General features: G+C 74.2%; 8 protein-coding genes and 1 pseudogene (1 of these 9 only partly in view). 4 read left to right on the top strand and 5 right to left on the bottom strand.

Annotation, left to right across the window (positions count from 1 at the left end; all coding sequences use genetic code 11):
• Positions 1-100: 100 nt before the first annotated feature.
• The 3 genes from ACF1DX_RS25350 to ACF1DX_RS25340 all read right to left on the bottom strand — a co-directional run bounded on the left by ACF1DX_RS25350 (position 101) and on the right by ACF1DX_RS25340 (position 2,018).
• On the bottom strand, positions 101-451 hold the full coding sequence (locus ACF1DX_RS25350; protein WP_391793418.1) for a bifunctional DNA primase/polymerase: 351 nt from the start codon (positions 449-451) through the stop codon (positions 101-103).
• Between the two features lie 73 nt (positions 452-524).
• Positions 525-779: a bifunctional DNA primase/polymerase gene (locus ACF1DX_RS25345; RefSeq protein WP_391793417.1), complete on the bottom strand. Its 255-nt coding sequence runs from the start codon at positions 777-779 to the stop codon at positions 525-527.
• A gap of 630 nt (positions 780-1,409) precedes the next feature.
• Positions 1,410-2,018, bottom strand: coding sequence for a hypothetical protein (locus ACF1DX_RS25340; RefSeq protein WP_391793416.1), 609 nt, complete (start codon positions 2,016-2,018; stop codon positions 1,410-1,412).
• Positions 2,019-2,203: 185 nt separating this feature from the next.
• Here ACF1DX_RS25340 and ACF1DX_RS25335 point away from each other — a divergent pair, with 185 nt between their 5' ends.
• Complete coding sequence (locus tag ACF1DX_RS25335; RefSeq protein ID WP_391793415.1) at positions 2,204-2,524, top strand: hypothetical protein; 321 nt, start codon at positions 2,204-2,206, stop codon at positions 2,522-2,524.
• Between the two features lie 22 nt (positions 2,525-2,546).
• Here the strand turns inward: ACF1DX_RS25335 and ACF1DX_RS25330 are convergent, their stop codons facing one another.
• The gene (locus tag ACF1DX_RS25330) at positions 2,547-2,969 is read right to left on the bottom strand and encodes a glycine betaine ABC transporter substrate-binding protein (protein ID WP_391793414.1); all 423 of its coding nucleotides are present in this window, start codon (positions 2,967-2,969) and stop codon (positions 2,547-2,549) included.
• Between the two features lie 30 nt (positions 2,970-2,999).
• On the opposite strand from ACF1DX_RS25330, the pseudogene ACF1DX_RS25325 reads away from it, so the two are divergent.
• From ACF1DX_RS25325 to ACF1DX_RS25315, 3 genes and pseudogenes are all read left to right on the top strand, one after another.
• A pseudogene (locus ACF1DX_RS25325) lies at positions 3,000-3,419 on the top strand (LysR family transcriptional regulator substrate-binding protein); the annotation flags it as partial.
• A gap of 175 nt (positions 3,420-3,594) precedes the next feature.
• Positions 3,595-3,921 (top strand): hypothetical protein, encoded by a 327-nt coding sequence (locus ACF1DX_RS25320; protein ID WP_391793531.1) that lies wholly within the window; start codon positions 3,595-3,597, stop codon positions 3,919-3,921.
• A 261-nt stretch (positions 3,922-4,182) separates the two neighbouring features.
• Entirely contained in the window at positions 4,183-5,166 is a 984-nt protein-coding gene (locus ACF1DX_RS25315) for a LysR family transcriptional regulator (RefSeq protein WP_391793413.1), read from the top strand.
• Positions 5,167-5,229: 63 nt separating this feature from the next.
• On the opposite strand, the gene ACF1DX_RS25310 is transcribed toward ACF1DX_RS25315, so the two are convergent.
• On the bottom strand, positions 5,230-19,029 hold the end of the coding sequence (locus ACF1DX_RS25310; RefSeq protein WP_391793412.1) for a hypothetical protein. It continues 48,207 nt past the right edge of the window; 13,800 of the gene's 62,007 nt are visible here — the last part of the coding sequence; the start codon falls outside the window, past its right edge — the gene reads right to left on this strand; the stop codon is at positions 5,230-5,232.

The raw sequence follows: 19,029 nt of genomic DNA, 5'->3' as shown, positions 1-19,029 counted from the left end.
ACCTGCGCGATCAGCGGGTCGAGGACCCGATGGGCGGAGCCGCTCCCGCGAAGGCGCGGCGGGGGCGGCACGGCGGCGGGTAGGGCCCGGGCGGAGGTCATCAGGTGACCGGTACGCAGGAGTTCGTCCCGCGGCCACACGGGGAGGGGGCAGGTGTCCGGACCGGGTCCTCGGCCCGGTGGACGCCCTGAGCGATACGGGTGCCTGGCGCGACGATGTACCCGCCGTCGGCACGGACGTCGACCTGCCAGGCGGGCGTGGTCCTCCCGCCGGAACCGGTGGAACAGCGGAACCGGAGGCCCGGCCAGGTGTTGCGGTACCAGACGTGCAGGCCGCCCGAGGGCGTACGGACCCGCAGGGTGCCGGCGTCACCCACGGGATCGGGCCGGCCGCGGAAGGCCGCCGGCAGGGCCAGGGTGCCGAAGCCGGAGGCAAGTCCGTCGAGGTTCACCTGCTCGGGGTGAGGATGCCCGGCAGCAGGCGGTCCCGGGCGGCGACCGGGGCCGCGTGGGCGTCGACGTCGATCACATGAGGTCGGACGGGTCGCAGGTGACACCCACTCCCGCCGTGGGAGTGGCGTCCCACCAGGTGTCGATGCGGTGCTGGTCCGTCGTCGCCGCGTGGAAGCCGTGGCAGGGCCGGCCCGCCGGCAGACACGCGCAGCTCCGCCTGCAGTGCCGTCGGTCCCACCGGTCGGGACGGTTGGCGGCCGGGGTCTTGCGGCCCGGAGCCAGCGGATGGACCGGCCATCCCCGGGCGGCACACCAGTGGGCGACCACGCATGGGGGGGCGGTCCTGTCCTCGACGGCGGGTTCGCGGGGCTCATCAGGGCCGGCACGCGGACAGTCCTCGTCACGTCTCGTAGTCCGGTCACTTCACAGGAACCTGGCTCGGTGTGATGTGGTGTCGGGGACCGAAGGGATTGTGGTGCGGGCAGAGTCCGGGCTCTCGCACCCCGGCGGCCGCCTCCGCCCTGGTCCTATCAGTTTTCTCGGTGCCTTGAGTCCCTGGGTTCCCCGCCGGGGACATGTGCCGGCCCTCCCCCGACCCGCGGCGGAAACCTGCGGGAGAAAACATTCCGGATTCGTTGAACCTTTCGGTGCCCCGGTCTCGTGTATGCCATGTGACCAGCGAAAGGTCGACGAACGGCCCGTGGCAGGCCCGGCAAAAAACGGAGGTGTGGGCGGTGAACAGCCGGTGGTGTGCGCCGTCGATCCCGGCATAGCCGGAAAACGGCAGCGCCCTCGCGGAAGCGGTGGCCGGAGTCGTCGACCGGGAGGCCGGGAAGCCGGCTCACGTGACCCGCACGGCGCGCGGGGACACGCCGGAGCTGGGCGTTGCCCCGCACACGCCGCTGCTGCCCGGTCGGCCACGGTCGTGGGCGCCGCGGCAGTGGTACTCGTCGGCGATCACTCGGTTTCGGTCGCCGCGCGGGCCGCCACCTCACTCGCGCTGCCGTCATCCGGTTCGGCCACGGTGTACATGACCGACCTCTGCTGCTTGTGCCGCACGATACGGCCCTTGGCGACCAGCGCCTCCAGGGTGTTGCGCACGACCTGGGGTGTGGGATTGCGTTCCGGGCGCGTCTGCAGCAGTTCGTCGCGCAACTCCTTCGCCAGGCGTGGCTCGTCGTGTGCCTTCAACAGGTCCAGGAGCAGTTCGCCCAGGAGGGGCTGCCGTCCGGGTTTCCGGCCCGAGGGCGCCGTGCCGGATGTCCGCCTCGCGGCCTCGGGCGGCGTCCTGCCGTCGGTGGACGCCGGGGCCGGCGCCGCGGTGCCGCCCGGCGGACCCTGGGACGGGGGGGCGGAAGAGCCGCCCGCCTGCTGCGGTACGTGGTCGGGCTGCGGGGTGGAACGCCCCGCGAGACTCAGGATGTCCAGCAGGAGAGCCTCCTCCTGACGCAGCACCTCCAGGCGGCCGGTGAGTTCACGTTGCTGGCGGCGGTTCTCCTCCAGGTCCGCCGTGGCCTGTTCGGCGTACCGTGACTGAACCGTGGCGGGGTCCGATTTGATGAGCAAAGCCGTTGGCTCCCTTGTGTGTGGCTGACGCTGCGCATCGTACTCAGGCCATACCCACACCACGCAGGGCCGGGCCGTCATGGCGCCGTCGCGCCGGGCGGCCAGGGCATCCTAAGTCGGATGACGGATGCCTCTGTGACAGGTGTGAAGGATCGTGTCTCCCACCACACAAGGGAAGGCATGACATGTCGCAGAAGCAGATCATCGGCCATCGTTTCCTCGCGGACCTGGGAGTTCTGACCCTGGAGATCCACTTCGAATCCGAGGAACGGATGACCTTCACCGTCATCAAGGGAGGAGAGCTGGTGCCGGACGGCCACACCGAGACCGTGGCCATCACGACGGCGGAGATCCGCCCGGATGTGTACCTGACGTCCTGGAAAGAGGTGTCCGGAGCCACGATCACTCATCTGGAGGACTTCGAGCGGGGCCTGCTGTACTCCCGGATCACGCTGCCCGACGGTACGCCGCTCGCGCTGACCGGCACCATCGGCCCGCTGGACTGACGGCGGTCGAGCGGTCGCGGGCTCACTTCCCGCCGGAGACCGCCCCGCGCGAGGTGGGCGACCTCTCGCACCGCTTGGGCCGGCACGTGCGGCGGGACCGCCCACACGTAGTACGGCCGGTAGTGGGGGTCAGCACACGTACCTGGTCCCGGTAGTGCGAGAGGTAGGTGTCGTGGCTGGAGGGCAGCCACGCGGAGAACAGGACGTCGACGTCCCCGTCCTCCTGCAGCCGGAACATCTGCTCGTGCGGCGCCTCCACACTGTTCACCCGGTGGCCGTGGGCCTCCAGGATGCGGCGGGTGACGGCGGCGGCCCGGTGGAAGGACAGGGCGATGTTGCCCACGGTGACGGCATACCTCCCCACGTCCGCGCCGCACTGGTCGAGGGCGGCCGTGCCACCGTCTCCGCGCGCCGGACCGCCGGCGTCGCCACGGGCGAACCGCACCTGGCCACGCTCAGCTCGATCAGCTCCGGTGTGCTGCCCACGGTGCCGGCTCTGTGGCGGCAGCGGCGTCCAGGGGTGCGGGTCCGGTTGTTCGAACACCGTCGGTCCGCGAAGCCGGCCCAGGCTATGACCGCCGGCCAGGCCGACGCCGCCGTCGGCCCCCTGCCCGACGCCTGGGAGGGCGCCGCCCGTCACATTGGCACAGAGAAGTTCCTGGCGGTCAGCCGCGTCGACGATCCGGTGGCCGCGTCACCGCGGGCGCCCGGCGTCCGCCTGGCCGACCTCGCCGAGCGGGAATGGGTGCACTCCACCCCGGACAGCGGCCTCGCCGACCTCCTCGAACGGGCCTGCGTCGACGCGGGATTCCGGCCCAAGGCCGCGGTGGGCACGGAACAGGCACCGTCCGCCATCGGGTACGCCGCCGGACTGGGACCCACGCTCGTCCCCGCGAACACGATCCCGCCACACTTCAACGACGCGTTCCTCCGCCCCGAGCCGCCGGTGCGACGGCAGTTGACCGGATGCTCCCGCATCAGCCCCGGCCCGGTCACCGCCTCCTTCCCGGGGACGCTCGGCACGCACGCGCCGCTGCTGCCCCCGCACGTCGACCGCCGGCTGCGGTTCAGTGACCGCCCGGCACGGCGGCCGTCGCCCGAGCCGCGCCGAACCCGGCGGGCGGAGCGCCGCTCACGGCTTCCGCCCGCGTCACCACGGACGACGGCATGCCCCCACCCTCGCCCGCCCCGGCCAACGCTCCGTCGTCCTGTCCTCGCGGGGGTCCGCCCGCTACGAACGGGTCACGCCGCACGACGTCGGCCTCGAAGTCCCGCACGCCGTCCTCGAACCCGGCGTCACCACCAGCGACCGGCTCCGGAGCCACCCCGCTGTGGAGTGCGCCTACGTCATCGCCGGCCGGCCGCCACGAGCGGCCGTTCCCGGCGAGTCCTGGTGAACCGGAGACGGCTCCACGTCGTGTAACCCATGTTCCGATGCCGACGGCCGCGGCCTGCCGTGCGCCGCACCGGCGGCGGCTCGGCGCACGGCACCCCGTCCGCGACACGTCGGCGGGGAAGAGCCGAGGTGTTCTCCCGAGGGCGGCACACACATGCGCGGGAGAGGGCCGCGCGAGGGCGGCAACGCCCGCAGCACCCGCCCACCGGAGAGACGACGGCACTTCCCGGCACGACGAGCACCCCCGACCGCGAAGGTTTCCATGGACCCAGTCGACCGACAGTCCGCCGACGATCCCGACCCCCGGCTGCTGCGGGCCTTCCTGGCTCTGGCCGCCGAGGGGCACTTCGGCCACGCCGCCGCTCGGCTGTCGATCGCCCAGCCCTCGCTGAGCCGTCAGGTGCGGCAACTGGAGCGCGCGCTCGGCGTCCCGCTGTTCCACCGCACACCGCACGGTGCCTCGCTGACCGAAGCGGGACGCCTGCTCCGCCCGGAGGCGGAGCGCGTACTGGCCCAGAACGCCCGGCTGGTGCGGATCGCACGGGACTACGCGAGGCCGTCCCCCTCCGTCCTGAGCATCGCGGCCCCCCTGCCCAGCCCGGCCGGGAGCCTGCTCTCCGAGGCCATCCACCGGTTCCGCCACGGGCGCGAGCAGGCTCGGATCGCCGTGCTCGACCTCTCCGACGAGGAACAGGCAAGCGCGCTGGCCGGGCATCGGATCGACGCCGCCCTCACCTGGGGAGGTCCCCACCTGCCCGGCCTGGTCTCCGAAGAGCTGGTACGCGAACCTGTGCACGGGCTGGTCGCCTCCGGGCATCCGCTGGAGGGGGCGGAGCGGATGCCGCTGTCCGCCCTGTCCGACGGACCCCTGCTGTTCCCGGTCAGGGAACGGCGGCACTGCTGGACCGGGCTGCGCGACGCCGCGTCGGCCGCCCGCGTCCGGCTGGAGCCGGTCCCCACCGCTCCCGCGGCCGTGCTCGACATGGTGGCCGACGGTCTGGGCTGTTCGGCGGTGCCCGCGTCGCTGCGCCTCAGTTCGTCCCCGGGCCTGGCGTTCGTGCCCCTGCCCGGGCTCTCCGTCCTCATGAGCGTCATGTGGCGCCGGACGGACGACTCCCCTGCCGTCGCCGCGTTCGTCGCCGCCTGCCGGTCCGCCGCGACAGCCCTGATCGGCAGGCGCCCCGACATCTGGTCGGACCCGCGGCAGGCAGCGGGGGAAGACACCAGGGACGGGGGACCCGCGTAGGGCACGCCGAGACCGGGGCCGGCCGCTCCGCCCCGGCCGGTCTCGACGGATGAGGCCCCCGTCCTACCGGGTGCCTGCGCTGTCCTCCGCGGTGGGCAGCGGCCCACCCAGTCGGCGATGGACGGTCTCCAGCAGGTGCTGGATCGGACCGTCGTAGCGCGTTCCGAAGACGAGGCTGGTGGCGTACTCGGCGATGGCCTCGAACGGGCCGCCCTCGGCGGCGTACTCGCTGACCAATGCGAGGGCCTGCTTCTCGGAGCGCTGGGTGAACCGCGTTCTGTGCTGGTCGATGTAGCCGACGGGATCGTTCAGGAAGTGCAGGACATGGAAGGTCTCGTGGACCGCCAGACCGACGACACGGTTCGGAACCCGGTCGTACACGGCGTACACCTCATCGGTCGCCGGATCGAACCGCGGATCGGGGGAGATGATCACGTGGTTCGGTTCGAAAGCCTCCGCTTCGGTGTCGAAAAGCAACTCGGTCTCCTTGACGCGCAACTCGCCGTTTGACCGCAGGCCGATGTCGAGACGCCGGCGGTAGCGCGGAAGGTGGAAGTTCATTTCGGGCAGCGCGTATCCGGCCGCACGGATCGTGTCCATCGCGGTGAGGACGTCGGCGATCCGCTGTGCGGCGTGGGGGTCGTTCCGCTCGTGGTGGAAGGTGACGACCGCGGAACCACTGAGCTGAGAACGGGTGATCACGTCCTCCCGGTTGTTGCGATCCCAGAGCACCTGCCTGTTCACCCGCTGGAGATAGCGGGTGAGCTCCGGATACTCCTGGTAGTGCCCATCGGTCAGCCGCTCGGCGAGTTCCTGGTCCGACAGGCCCTTCAGGAAGACGCCCGCCGTGTCGTGGAGTTCGTCGATCACCTTCCGGAACACCGCACTCCTGTGGTCCACGAAATCCTGGACGGCTGAGCCGGTGAGACGGCCGTCGCGGCCGCGCGGCCCCATCAGCAGCCGGGCGATCCGGTCGTCGCTGTCCAGAGAGTTCCTCGGACGCTTCCTCTCCAGATGCTGCGCCGGGCCGGGCGCGAGGTTCATGTAGCTCTCGTCGAAGATCGACTCCTGGTCCTCGTCCGTGGAGTCGGATGCCTCGGTGTCGTCCGCGCCGCTCACCCCCTGGCCGCTCGGCCCCACGGCGGAGAACGACTCCCCGGGCATCCACTGCGTGAAGCCGTCACTCCGCGCTCCTCCGGGTACCTGCCCGGGGTTCACGTGCCTGGTGCCGAAGTGCCGCCTGGCCGCCTCGGAGAGTCGCCGGGCGCTGTCCTCGGAGCCCTCGTGCAGTTCCAGTGCCACCGCGGTGCGGATGTCTGCCAGCAGCGCGTCACGCGCGGATTCGTCCGTCATGGACGGCAGCTCGTGTCGGCCGGCCATGATGCCGCTCGCCTCGGTGAGGAGGTGCTGGGCACGCTCCTCGGTGAGTTTTCCGAGGCGCCTGTGGGCACTGGCGAAAGCGCGCTGCCAGTCGACCGCCCCGGAGGCGCCGGAGCCCTCAGAGTGCGCGGTGTTCGCGGTGGCCGCGGTGGCCGCGTCTCCCGCTTCGGGAGAGCCGGGCAGCGGTGGCTCCGTGCCCCGCGCCGTCGGCGGCGCCTCCAGTGCGCGCAGCACGATGGTGCCCGTCGCCCATCGGGTGGCGCCGCCCGGCCCGGTGATCCGCGCCACGGCGATCGCCTCGACCAGGTCGCTGCGCGCGCCTCGCGCCTCCCCCGCCTTCGGGGTGCCGAAGCGCAGCATCTCGCGGCGCGGGGCCATGGACGTGTGGGTCTGCCCGGCGCCGGCGCGGTCCCCCAGCAGCGGCACCGTGGGGCCGAGGCGGTCGGCGCTGTCGAGCGGGCCGCTGTGGCCGAGGAGCAGGGAGGGGGACGTCGTCTGGTCCGTCTGGGAGGAGGAGCCGTCCGTAGCGATCTCGACCCGGTCGATGGCGGTGTCGACGCTGTGCGTCAGGGTGCGCGGGGCGTACAGCGACACCTGGATCGACACCTCCGCGGTGCCCGGCTGTCCCAGGAACGGCGCGGTGGCGGCCGGGGTCAGCCTGGTGGGCCTGCCGGTCGAGACCGGCCCGGTGAGCCGGACGAGCATGCCCTCCACCGAGGCCGGGGCGGGCAGTTCGGGCCGGTCGCCCAGCGCCGGGTCGACGGCCCGCAGCGCCTCGTCGATCCGGGACAGTCCGTCGAAGCCGTACACCGCGACGGGCAGACCGGGGAGCCAGGGCCCGTCGGCGAGGAGTGCGCGCAGCGCGGTGGGGACCTCCATGTCGATGACGGTCTCACCGGGACGCGCGACGAGCGGGCGGGCGGGGTCATCGGTGTAGAGGGCCGGAGTGATCCGGGCCTGCTCCACGGCCTGCCCCGCCGGTACGGTCAGCCCGGCCGGCGCCGTCGCTGCCGCCAGGGTCTCCGAGCCGTTGAAGCGCAGGACCACATGGGCGTCGATGCCGTCGGACACCTGCTGGAAGGGGCGGGGCAGCGGTCCGGTCAGGTTCTCCAGGGGGCCGATGAGCCGTCCGTACGCCGAGGCAGCCAGGCCGGTCAGGCCGGTGAGCCGGCCCAGCGAGGCCGTCAGACGCCATGCCATGCCGGGCAGCCATGCCTCGTCCAGCATCCGGGAGGTGACCGTCGCTTCGTAGCGGTAGCGGAGGTCGGCCTCCGTGACGCTCAGCATGCTGCGCTCCCAGGCCCGCCGTTCGCGCGTCGACGTGGCCGTCCCGGTGGTGCCGGTCTGCCGCGCGGCCGCCAGGGTGGCCCGCACACTGTGGCCCTCGTCGTGGACCAGCGGCGAGAACTCCAGCGTGTCGGCGGCCGCGGTGGTGTGCGTCCGGCGGGTGGTGCCGGGGACGGGCAGCGCGCCGCCGTCGCCGCTGGTGTGGCCGAGGATGTTGTCCAGGCCGGGTTTGCCGACGGCGAGCCGGCCACGGGCGGACGCCAGGTCCTCGGCGGGCCGGGCGCGCAGCGCGACCTCCACCAGCACCGGGCCCAGCCAGGAGCCGTACACGAAGTGGAAGGCCGTGTGCCCGTCGGGGCCCGTGCCGACGAGGGTCCGCAGGCCGAGCGAGGTCCCGTGCTCGTTGATGCGGGCCAGGACGCCGGGCACGTAACCGGTGGTGCCGGGGACGGTCGCCCCCGGGGCGACCCGCTCGACCAGACCGCGGACGGTGCTCTCGAACGCGGACCGCCCGCCCACGGGGTGCACCTCGGTGACGGCCCCGAAGCCGATCTGTCCGCCGCTTCGGACGAACCAGGAGGGCAGCGGCCGGTCCGACGGGCCGGGCGCGGGCGGCACGGGCACGTCGCCGAGCCTGAACTCCGGGTGGTTGACCAGGTCGTTGTCGGAGAGCAGGAACTCCACTCCGTCGGGCACCTCGACGATGCGGGTGTCCTCGTACCGGGGTCCGCCGGCCAACGTCGCGGCGGCCAGGTTGTTCCGGCCCGCCCGTACGGTGATCCGGTAGGTCGCCGTGGCGGCGAAGCGGTGGGCGGGGACGTCGTTCTCGCTGGTCACCCGGAAGATCCCGGAGTTGTCGTTCACCGTGGAGCCGTCGGTGACGGTGTGCCGGCGTGTGTAGCGGCCGCTCGGAGTGGTCCGCCCGTACGCGCCCTCCACGGCGAGGCCGTAGGTGTTGCCCCGGGCGGAGTTCTCGGTGTGCGCGGCGCCGTCGACCGACTGGATCCACCGCTCGTAGTCGATCTCCCCGGGGCGCGGCAGCGGCCGCACGTCGCTCAGACGGCCCTCTACCTCGATCACGACGTGGGTGCCGGAGACGGCGCCGGAGGTACCGACTCCGTGGAGTTCCACCACGTAGGAGTCGTTGAAGATCCGGTGGGCGTGGCCGGTCAGGTGGTGCGGGGACAGGCCCGCGTCCACGGCCTCCTGGGCGATGCCGTGGGCGTCGAGGACGCGCTCCCCGGTGGTGAGCCGCCCGGCTTCCCGCCCGGCGCGCCGCGAGGCGTCGGCGGCCTGGGCCGCGGCACGGGCCGCGGCACGGGCGGCGGTCCGAGCGGCCGACGACAGCAGCGCCGTCGCGGGCCGGTGCCCCGGCATGCGCGGCGTCCCGGCCTCCTCGTCGGTCACCGCCACCGAGGGAGCGGGCGCTGCCCCGGCCGGTCCGCTCCCCCCGTCGTCCCCCGCCGCGAGCAGGGCGTGGTCGAGCGCGGCGAACTGCTGCCGCACCGCCTCGCGCACCGCGCCACTGCCCGCGACCCGGGCCACCCAGGCCGTCCCGGGAAGCCGCACCACGCCGGCCGGTCCGTCGGTGTCCGCGGCGGTGAGCGGGCGCGGCCTCGGCAGAGGCGGCGGCTGTGCGGGGGCCGGCCGGTCGAGGGTCCGGAAGGTGGGCAGCGCCAGGGTCACGTGTCCGTCTGCCGTGCTCTGCGCCGGGGCCGTTCCGTCGCTGTAGGACGACCACGTCCGGTAGGTGACGGGGATCCGGTACACCTGCGTGCCAGGGGCCATGGCGTAGTACTCGTGGCCGCTTCCCGTGCTGGAGCCGGTCACGGTCGAGGTCTGGCGGCTGTGGGTGTACTCGGGGACGACGCCCCGCAGCACCGTGTCGCCGGGCCGGTCGAGCGGGTTGTCCAGCGAGACCCGCGCGGTGCCGATGTAGGCCACGGGGACGCGAGTGACCTGCTCGTCGCCGGGAACGGTCGAGCCGCTGTAGTTGAGCAGCTGGATGTCGGTCAGGTCACGCTCGTGGGTGACCCCGCCGTCGGGCTCGTCCGTCGGGTAACGGCGTTCCGCGGTGATCCGGAAGGCGAGGCGACGGGGACCCGAGACGCCGGGCACCTCGAAGTGGACCGTCTGACCGCCGTCGGCCATCTCGTCGAGGGCGGCGCGCAGTTCCAGGTCGGAGCGGAGCTGTTCCACCTTGCGTACGTTGTTCAGCCGCGCCAGGTGCAGGGCGTTCTCCGCCGGCGTCCGCAGCCAGGAGGCGGTCCGTTCCTGCCGCGGCGGCAGGAAGCCGTGCTCCTCCAGCCAACCCTCGAGGTCGTCGACGAGCGGCCGGGTCCCCTCGACGTTCAGCGGGGTGGACAACACCCCCGGCGAGCGCAGGTGCAGGACCTCCGGCGGCAGATGGCGTACGGCCTCGCGGGCCTCCGCCGGGACGCCCGTGACGGTGGCCTCGGACGGCACCCGCAGGATCAGCGGGTACGCGGAGGCCTCGGCGAGCCGGGTCCCCGCGGCCGGGCCGCGCTCCGGGCCGTCGGGGCGCACCAGGGTGACGTGGTGGACGGCGTCCGCCCGCACCAGCAGCAGCGGCTTGCCGGTCCGCAGCGAGTGTGACGTCTTGGCGCTGCCGCCCGAGCCGAGGGTGTGGGTGATCTGCCGCTGAACGCCGACCTGACCGGTCAGGGTGAACCCGATCCGCCCGGCGCCGGTGACCGGGTCGGCCGGGCCCGCCGCGAAGCCGAGGCCGATGCCGAAGCCGGCGCCGGTCGCGTTGGTGGCGGCCGCGCTGCCGGCCAGCCGCACCGAGCGCAGCACGTGCGACTCCAGCACGGAGTTGCGGGTGGGCGGCCCGGCGAGGGCGTCGGGGCCGGTGCGCTGCGTCAGCTCGCTGCTCAGGCGCAGCATGCCGATGACGGAGCCGTCACGGGCGAACAGGGTGGGCGAGGTGTGCCGGCCGCCGTACATGAGGGGCAGGTTGCCGCGCAGGTTGCCCTCGCCGAGGAAGTGGCGCAGCTCGTCCAGGGAGGACTCGGAGATGTCCGCCAGCTCGCGCGCGAAGGCGTGCAGTACGTCGGCGAGGAACCGGTCGGCGTGCGGCACGCTCTCCACCGCGAACAGCGGCACGTGCTCCAGCAGGGTCTCCATCGGCGCGGGGCGCTTGGCGGCGTCCGTACCGGTCAGAGTGGCGGGGTCGGCCTCGTCCTCGACGAGGTGGCGGGGGAACCACGCGGTCAGTGCGCCGGGCGCGGGGGTGCCGGGCGTGTGCCACGGGTCGTCGGTCCCGGCGGTGCCGGGCCGGTCGGCGGCCGGGAGGGTGGTGAGCGCCTCCCAGGCCGTGCGGGTGACCCGTAGCTGCGCGTGGATGTCGTACGCGAACCGCTCATGGGGTTCGCGGTTGCGCAGCAGGAGCATCGGCTGGTCGGTGACGCCGGTCGTGAGCGACGCGGTCCGCTGGTTGACGGTGACGCTGAGGCTCGGGCTGACCGTCACCTGCCTCAGCCGGCCGGCGTCCGGGATCCGCCAGGTGTGGCCGTGGGCCAGGCTTCCCGCGCGCAGGTTGCCGGTGCTGCCCGTGCTCCCGGTCTCGCTGACGCCGAACGCCCACCGCTGTACGGCGACCGGCGGGCCCTCCGGCATCCGCTCGATGCCCGGGGGGACGGAGCGCGGGCCGGACAGGGCGAACCGGAGGACTGCCCAGCGGGTGTCGCCCCGGTAGGGCACGCGCAGGGGCATGCCCCGCTCGCTGAACAGCCGCGCCCACTCGCTGCTGAGGAAGGAGGAGGTGAGGGTGGCGCGCACGGCGGCACGGAGGCGCTCGTCCGCCCCCTGGTCGCCCTCGACCAGCCGGAAGACCTGTTCCTGGAGCCAGCCGACGGTCTCCTCGGGCACCGGTTCGATGTGGACCATGCCCTGCGTACCGTCCCGGGCAGTGCCGAGGTTCGCCACGGCGGTGCTGAACGGCGGCTGGACGGCGGTGCGCTCGGGCGCCGCGGGCACGGGACCGGAGGTCTCCGGCGCGGCGGACACGGTCGCGGAGGTCTCCGGCGCGGCCGGCACCGCGTCCGCGGGAGCGGGCTCCGGTGACTGCTTCTCGCCCGGGACGGCGGCTGTCACCGGTCGCTCCTTGAACGGCACGGGTTCGACCCTGACGCCCAGCCGGGCGCCGAACCGGCGCGCCACGTTGGCCAGCCACTCGGCGCTCTTCTCCGCGGTCAGCCCCGGACGCACCTTGTCGCTCATGTAACGGCCGGACTTGTCGTTGACCGTCCAGGCTTCCAGCACATCGTTCCAGGCGAACTCACCCGCGACACGCCCGGGGCCGGCGAAGGTGTCGCCGTCGGGGCCGAAACGGACGGCGATCCCGGTGTGGCCAAGTCCGTCCAGGAGGGTGCGCAGCCGCTCCTCCTCCATGTCGGGTTCGGTGCGCCGTACGCCCTCCAGCAGGAGGCCGAACTCCTCCTCGCCCATCGACCTCGTGACGTTCTCGCTGCCCAGCGCGACCCCGCCGTCCTCGGTGACCACATACAGCCACACTGCCCCCCGGTCGCCGGTCAGCAGCGCCGGCGGGATCTCGTCGAGGTCCGCCAGCAGCGGATTGGGGCGCACGGTGCCCCGCTCACCCGGGTAGCGCTCCGCGTCCTTGACCCTCTTGGGGCCCACGGCCGGACCGTACAGGTCGTCGAGCTCGGCCGGGTCGGGGGCGAGGGAGGGCCGGTCCGCCCCGGCCGACGTCGGTTCGGTGGCGTCGGTGGACCCGGGCGCGCCGAAGGCGCCGAGCGGGGGGCGGGGCGCCGCAACTGCGGCCGTGGTGGTGGGTACGGCGCCGTGGTCCGTCGATGACGAGGCCGGGAGCGGGGCGTCGAGCAGTCCTGGACGCGGGTCGACGGCGAACACGGCGCGCCGGCGCAGTTCGGGGGACGACTCGGTGCCCGGCAGGGCACGCCCCCGGTTGCGGGACCGGATGGTGAAGTCGTCCGCCGACGGTCCGACAGCGACCTCCCGTCCGTCCGCCAAGGCGTCCAGAGCGGCTTCCAGCCGCTCGCGGAAGCGCGTCACCAGCCAGTCCAGGCGGGCCTGGCCGGTCCGTCGGGCCCGGTCCGTCACACCGGGCAGGGACGCGAGGAACTCGCGGCTGCCGTTGCCGCCGACCGAGATGTCGACGGACGGCAGCGGCAGGCCGTGCTCGTGGTTCCACCGTCCGACGCGGGCCACCCGCGCGGCGAGGTGGTCGAGCCGCCGGGACTCCTCCTCCCCCAGCCGCTTCTGGCCCTCGGCGAAGGCGAACCAGGTGGCCGGTCCGGTCAGGGCGTCCTCCCGGACCCCGTGGGCGTCCGCGGTGGCCTCCCGCGCCACGGCACCGCCCGTCGCGTCGTTCGTCTGCTCGCCGGGCAGGGTGGCGGAGGACTCGGCGCCGTCGCGCGGGGCCGTTCCCGTTCCCCTTCCCGTGTCCGTGTCCGGTTCGGTCTCCTCCGCGACCGTCTCCAGCGTCGTACCGGGCCGGAGTCCGGCGGTCGTCGCGTCCTCGCGCTCCCGCCGCTCCCGGAACCGGTGCACGAGTCCCTCGGGATCGGTGTGGCCCCAGGACCTCAGGGCCGCCGCGTCCAGGGACTGCCGCAGCTTCGCCGCGGCCTGTGCGACGGCCTGCCGGGTGGCCGCCTCGGAGCCGGCCGCGGTGGTCCCGTACGCGGGGACGCCGGGGGCCGTCCGCGGCCGCGCGCGGACCTCGGCGGCCCGCTGGTGGGAGGCCAGGTAGCGCGTCCACGCCTCCTGGCGGGTGCGCGGGAAGTCCGCGGGGTGCGACCGCGGATCGGGCCGGAACCCGGCCGCGTCGGCGTCGAGCTCCTCGGACCAGCTCCGGGGTCCGGTTTCCTGGCCGGCCCCGGTTACCCGGTCGGCCCGTCCGTCGGACTCCAGGGCCCCCAGCAGGTTCGCGCCGAGGGCGAGCGCCGGGAAGTGGTGGGCCGCCTCGCCCAGGGCCGACAGTGCCGGCAGCTCGTGGAGGAGCGTTCCGCGCGCGTCGAGATCGAGGGAACGGACCGTTCCCACCATGTCCGGCGGCTGCGCCAGTGGCGTCCGGCCGGCGGCGTCGTACCAGCGGACGGCACCCCGCAGGACGACCGCGTACAGCGGCTGTCCGGGCCCGTCCGCGAAGCCCTCGGGCAGCACCAGCGAGCGGGCGCCGGAGCCGGCGGCGAGCAGGGTGTGCTCCAGGGCGGCCACCGCCTCGGGTCCGGAGTCGGTCCAGCGGCGGAGGGCCACGTCCATGCGCGCGCGTTCCGTTCCGGGAGCGGGCGTGGGCTCGGGCGTGGACGTGGGCGGGGCCGGGCTCTCCTGCGCCGGTGCGTCGGATTCGTCCTCCGCCACGGCCGTCCGCGTGCCCGCCGCGTCCGCGTGAGCGTCCGGGCCGGCGGCGTGGGTCTGCCCGGAGGGGTCCGACCAGAGGCTGTGGAACGTGCCGTCGCCGCCGGTGACGTCGGCACGGACGTACGCCTGGAGTTCGCGGGCGATGTCGCGGACCAGGTGGCCGGCCGACAGGGCCATGAAGGAGACGGCCGCCGGGAGCGCGACCGGGCCGGCCCGGTGCCGGGACCCGGCTGCGAGCAGCTCGTCGTGGACGCGGTTGACCTCGCGGACGACCTCGTGGACGGCTTCCTCGTCCGCGGCGGCGAGGGACGGCCCGGCCGCCAGGCGTGCCTCGTACCGTGCCAGGCTGTCGGGCGCCGGGACGCCCGGATCGGCGGACCGGGCCTCGGCCAGGTCCGCGCCCAGCGTGTCCACCGCCCAGCCCAGTACGGCCTGGTGGGTCCACCGGACCAGCGCCGCGCGGTCCAGGCGGAGCACCAGCGCGTCCGGGCGGCCGTCCGCCCCGACCCGCAGGCGGCGGGCCAGCTCCTGGTGCAGCCGGGCGGTGGTGACACCGGGTCCCTCGGCGGCCTCCGCCATCAGGGCGGCCAGGTCGAAGGAGGGCGCGCCGTCGAAGGCCTCCCGGCCGCGGTCCGGGCGGCCGGGCGGTTCGGGCGCCGCCGCGAGCCGGGCCCGCAGCTCGTCCGCCTCGGCCTGGAACAGCTCCAGGTAGACGTCACCGGTGAACGGCTCGCTGTACCGCGTCGCGCGCCGGGTGACCGGCCCGATGAGCTTGCGGACATACGGCTCCGCCTCCAGCCGGTAGCGCCCCCGCACCCGTACCAGCAGGACCGGGCCCTGCTGTTTGACGTGCTGTTCGCGCCGGTGGTTCTCGCTGCCCGCGTCGGCCACTCCGTTGCCGGTGTGCCGCGACGCGCTCGTGTCGCCCCCCGCAGTGTACGGCGGGAAGGCGCGGCCGTCCGACGACTGCGCCGGGTCGTGCGGGTGGAGGACCCCGGAGCCGGAGGCGCCCACGGAGGCGGAGGGCCGCAGGCGATCGTGGCTGGCGCTGACCGTGCTGCCGTCCAGGTGCTTGGTGTAGCGGCCGGTCCCGGTGCCCTGGATCGGGCCGAGGACCTCCAGGTCGTACAGGTCGCCCCGCAGGTACAGCTTGGCCCGGGTCGAGCTGTGGCCGGGGACGAACAGCCCGGGGGTCAGCAGGTGGCGCTGTCCCGCCGAGGCCTTCAGGAGGTGGCCGGCCAGATGACCGCGGCTCATCAGCTGACGGATCGTCAGACTGGTGCGGGTCCTCACGCCGTCCGCGCCGGGTCCGAACAGCCGGGTCATCAGGGTGAGGGCGGCCGGCAGTCCGTCGTCCAGGAGGGCGCCGGCCACGTAGGCGTCGCTCGGCAGGGCGGGCAGCGGCCGCGGGTCGCGCGGGGCGGACGGACCGTACTGGGGACGGAACTCCCCGATGCCGCGCGGGATCTGGAGGTCCAGTACGCCGGTGACACGGGTGACGGCGGTGGTGGAGCGGGCGGCGTCCAGACCGCGGTACAGCCCGGCCAGCCAGTTGTTCAGCGGCCGGCCCGCCATGTCCAGGCGGCGAACCTCGACGGTGAGGGCGTACCGGACCCGGGCCAGGTAGGTGCCGTTCCAGTCGTAGGCGGTCCGGATGTCGGTGTCCGTGTCGGTCCGGGTGGCACCCCGGTGGCGGCCCTCGCCGAGGCCGGTGCCCACCTGGCCGGAGGCGCTCGCGTCACCGCCGCCGAGCCTGCCGAGCGTGAGCGTCTGGGAGAAGTCCCGGGAGGCGCCGACGGCGGTGGCCGAGGCGGCGTGGGTGTAACTCTCCAGACCCGTGTCGGGCCGGAAGTCGTGGATCTCGGGCGCCGACTCCAGCACGGCGGAGAGTCTGATCTCCACCACGTCCGACAGCAGCCAGCCGATCGGGTCGACCAGGTAGAAGGCCTGCCCGGCGGGCGAGAGGAAGTCTTCCCACAGGGTCGTGCCGCGGCCGTCGGCCAGCAGCGCCTGGAGGGAGTCGACGCCGCCCTGCAGGCGGCCGATCCGTCGCCCGTCGCCGGTCCACAGCTCGGGGCGGGAGGCCAGCAGCCCCGGTGCGGCCCGGTCCACCTGGTCGCGCACGACGTCGAACGTCGACCGGCCGTCGTCGTGGCTGACGGCGTGCACCCCGCTGTGGCCGAGGATCCTGCCGCCCGGGTCCTGGCGGGTGAGGTATTCGGGGAGTCCGGTGCCGGGGAAGGTGTCGCCGGGCTCGGCGAGGTCCAGTGCGAACCGGTCGCCGAAGTCGGCCCGGGTGCGCGCGTCCAGGACGGGCAGAGCGCCGTTGCGGTGCAGGTCCGCCAGTGCCTCGGCCAGGGCCCGGCGGTCCGCGGCCAGTGCGTCCAGGGCGTCCGCCACCGCCTGTCCGGCCTCGTCCAGCGGGCGCGGGCCCGGCTCGGGCACCTCCGCCGCCCAGCGGGCCAGCACACCGGCGACGACGTTGCCGCTGAGCCGGAGGCCCCCGTGGTACCAGCGGTTCATCCCGTCGGCGAGGGTCGCGTCGGGGACCGGCACCTCGCCCGCGGCGTACCGGGCGAGCGCCTCCGGTTCGGAGAGCAGGTAGACGACCTCGCGGCCCTTCACCTCGCTCCGGTCCCAGCGCCCGGCCCGCGGCCGCAGTTTGCCGTGCTCCTCCCGGCGGCCGGTGACGGTGTAGTCCACGAGGGCGCGGTAGGCGTAGGCGCGGTTGAAGTCGAGCTGGATCAGTTCGCGGGCGGCGGCGCGCGTCTCGCCGGCGGAGGTGTTCCACTGCAGGCCGCGGCCGGCGTCCGTCTGGCCCTGGAGGAAACCGGTGCCGTCGGAGTCCACGGGGCCGCCGACGGTGACGTCGGCCTGCACCCACCGCAGGCCGTGGGAGGTGGTGTCGGTGGTGCTCACCTGGTTCAGTCCGAACCTGATGACGCCCATCACGAACGGGTCCTCAGTGGCTCCCGTGAAGACGGAGGGCCCCATGGTGCCCCGTATGTCGACCGCGCCGAAGGTGTCGCCGAACCAGCCGGGGGCGAAGAACTGGTCGGTGGTGAAGTGCCCGCCGAGGATCTGCTTCAGGTGCCCGCGCACCAGGGTGGTGCTGGTGAAGGAGACCAGTTCCGGGCCGGCGTGGCCCTGCGGACCGGTCAGGTCGCCGAGCACCGCGGCGGCCGCCTCGCGCAGTCCGCTCGTGTCGGCGTAGTGGACCACCGCCCGGTCGAGCACCGCGGGCGGGGTGGGCTTCGTGGCCGGGCTCGCGGACCGGCCCGGGTCGCGGAGCGGCAGCAGGTACGCCAGTGCCTCCTGCCGGGGCAGTGAGACCGGCTCGGGGTCGCGTGCGCCGGGCCGCAGCCGGCCCCGCACGCCGCTGTGCCGCAGCCGCACGGTGACGGTGTAGTCGCTGACCAGCCCGACCTTGGTCAGGCGTCCGTGGTATTCGAGCAGCTCGGGCGCGTTGTCGAGATGCAGGACGTTCTCGCCGGCACCGACCTGGCGGTACAGGTCGACGCCGGTCCCGGCCGCCTTGAGCGGGTTGAACGTGGCCCGGCCCCGGAGGCCCGCGGTGACCCGCTTGCCGCCGCCGGTGGACTGGCCCGCGGTGTCCATGCCCATGGCCAGGTTGACGAGGTGCAGCCTCCTGGTCGATCCCGCGAAGCGCGGCGGCGCGTTCTCGGAGGCCGTGGCCTCGATCGTGATCTCCGCGGCGTCCAGCGGGTCGGCCGAGAGGGCACCGCCGTGCCGGTACAGGGTGAAGCTGAACCCTCCCGTCTTGCGCAGGTCGTCGTAGAGCGTCTCCAAGCCGCGCACACTGAGGTACTTGTCCAGTACGTCCAGGTTCTTCAGTCGGCTGTCCACCACGTTCGCGTCCGACAGGCGGCCGCCGCCCGCCAGCGGCGCACTGTGGTCCTCGGGCAGGAAGCCCAGCCGGGTCAGTTGCCGCGCCACCTCCCGGTGGAGCGCGCTCGCCGTCTCCTCGGCCACGTCGACCAGGCCCGTGCCGATGCCGCGCCCCTCGGTGACGAAGGCGGGCACGTCCATGTGCCCGGGGTCGTCCGGGTCACGTCCGGTGCCCCGCAGCAGGCCGGGCGCGTGGTCCACGGTGCGGCCCAGCGGCCCCTCCCGGACGATCACCACCGGGTCGGCGCCGTTCGTCCCGGCCTCCTCGGGCACCTCGGTGACGGAGGAGGCGAGGACCGGCTCGCCGCGCCGCGCGAGGGCCGCCAGCTCGGCGGGATCGGTGACCGGGTCGAGTTCGGTGATCCACGGCCCTTCGCCGGCCGTACGGGGGCTCGGCGCGGTCTCCTCGCGGGGCGTGCCGGAGGTCTCGGCGGTCTCGTCCGTCCCGGACGTCTCATCGGCCTCGAACGCCTTGTCGGTCTCGGATGTCCCCTCTGTCTCGGACACCTCGGCCGTCTCGGCGCGCCCGGCGGTCGGCGCGTCCTCCCGGTCGCCGCCCGTGCGGTCCGCTGGGCCGGTCTCGACGACGACGGTGCCCCGCAGTGCCTCCTCGTCCACGGGGAAGCCGTACGCGAAGGCGTCCGGCTCGGGCAGCCGTACCAGCGCCTGGCCGGGCACCCCCGGTGTCCTGATCGGCACACCGCCGCGCACCGCCACCACGGCGCTGTGCGTGAGTTCCACCCGGTAGGCGGCCGTGTGGCCCACCTCGCGGGAGACCAGGACCCACAGACCGGTCCGGCCGGCGGAGACGCCGTCGGAGTTGGACCAGGCCAGCGAGAGCGAGGCGGAGACGCCGACCCCCGGGGCGGGGCTCGCGGACGGCACCGGCAGCATGTTCAGCTCGGCCGACGGCAGGGTGAG

Origin of the sequence: Streptomyces sp. NPDC014676 (assembly GCF_043084105.1) — a bacterium.
Classification (GTDB): Bacteria; Actinomycetota; Actinomycetes; order Streptomycetales; family Streptomycetaceae; genus Streptomyces.
The sequence above is the reverse complement of the archived record's forward strand: the minus strand, read 5'-3'. Positions and strand labels throughout refer to the sequence as shown.

Bases quoted from the DNA above. Each gene is read 5' to 3' on its own strand.
- ACF1DX_RS25315 (WP_391793413.1), top strand. From the start codon at position 4,183: ATGGACCCAGTCGACCGACAGTCCGCCGACGATCCCGACCCCCGGCTG.
- ACF1DX_RS25335 (WP_391793415.1), top strand. From the start codon at position 2,204: ATGTCGCAGAAGCAGATCATCGGCCATCGTTTCCTCGCGGACCTGGGA.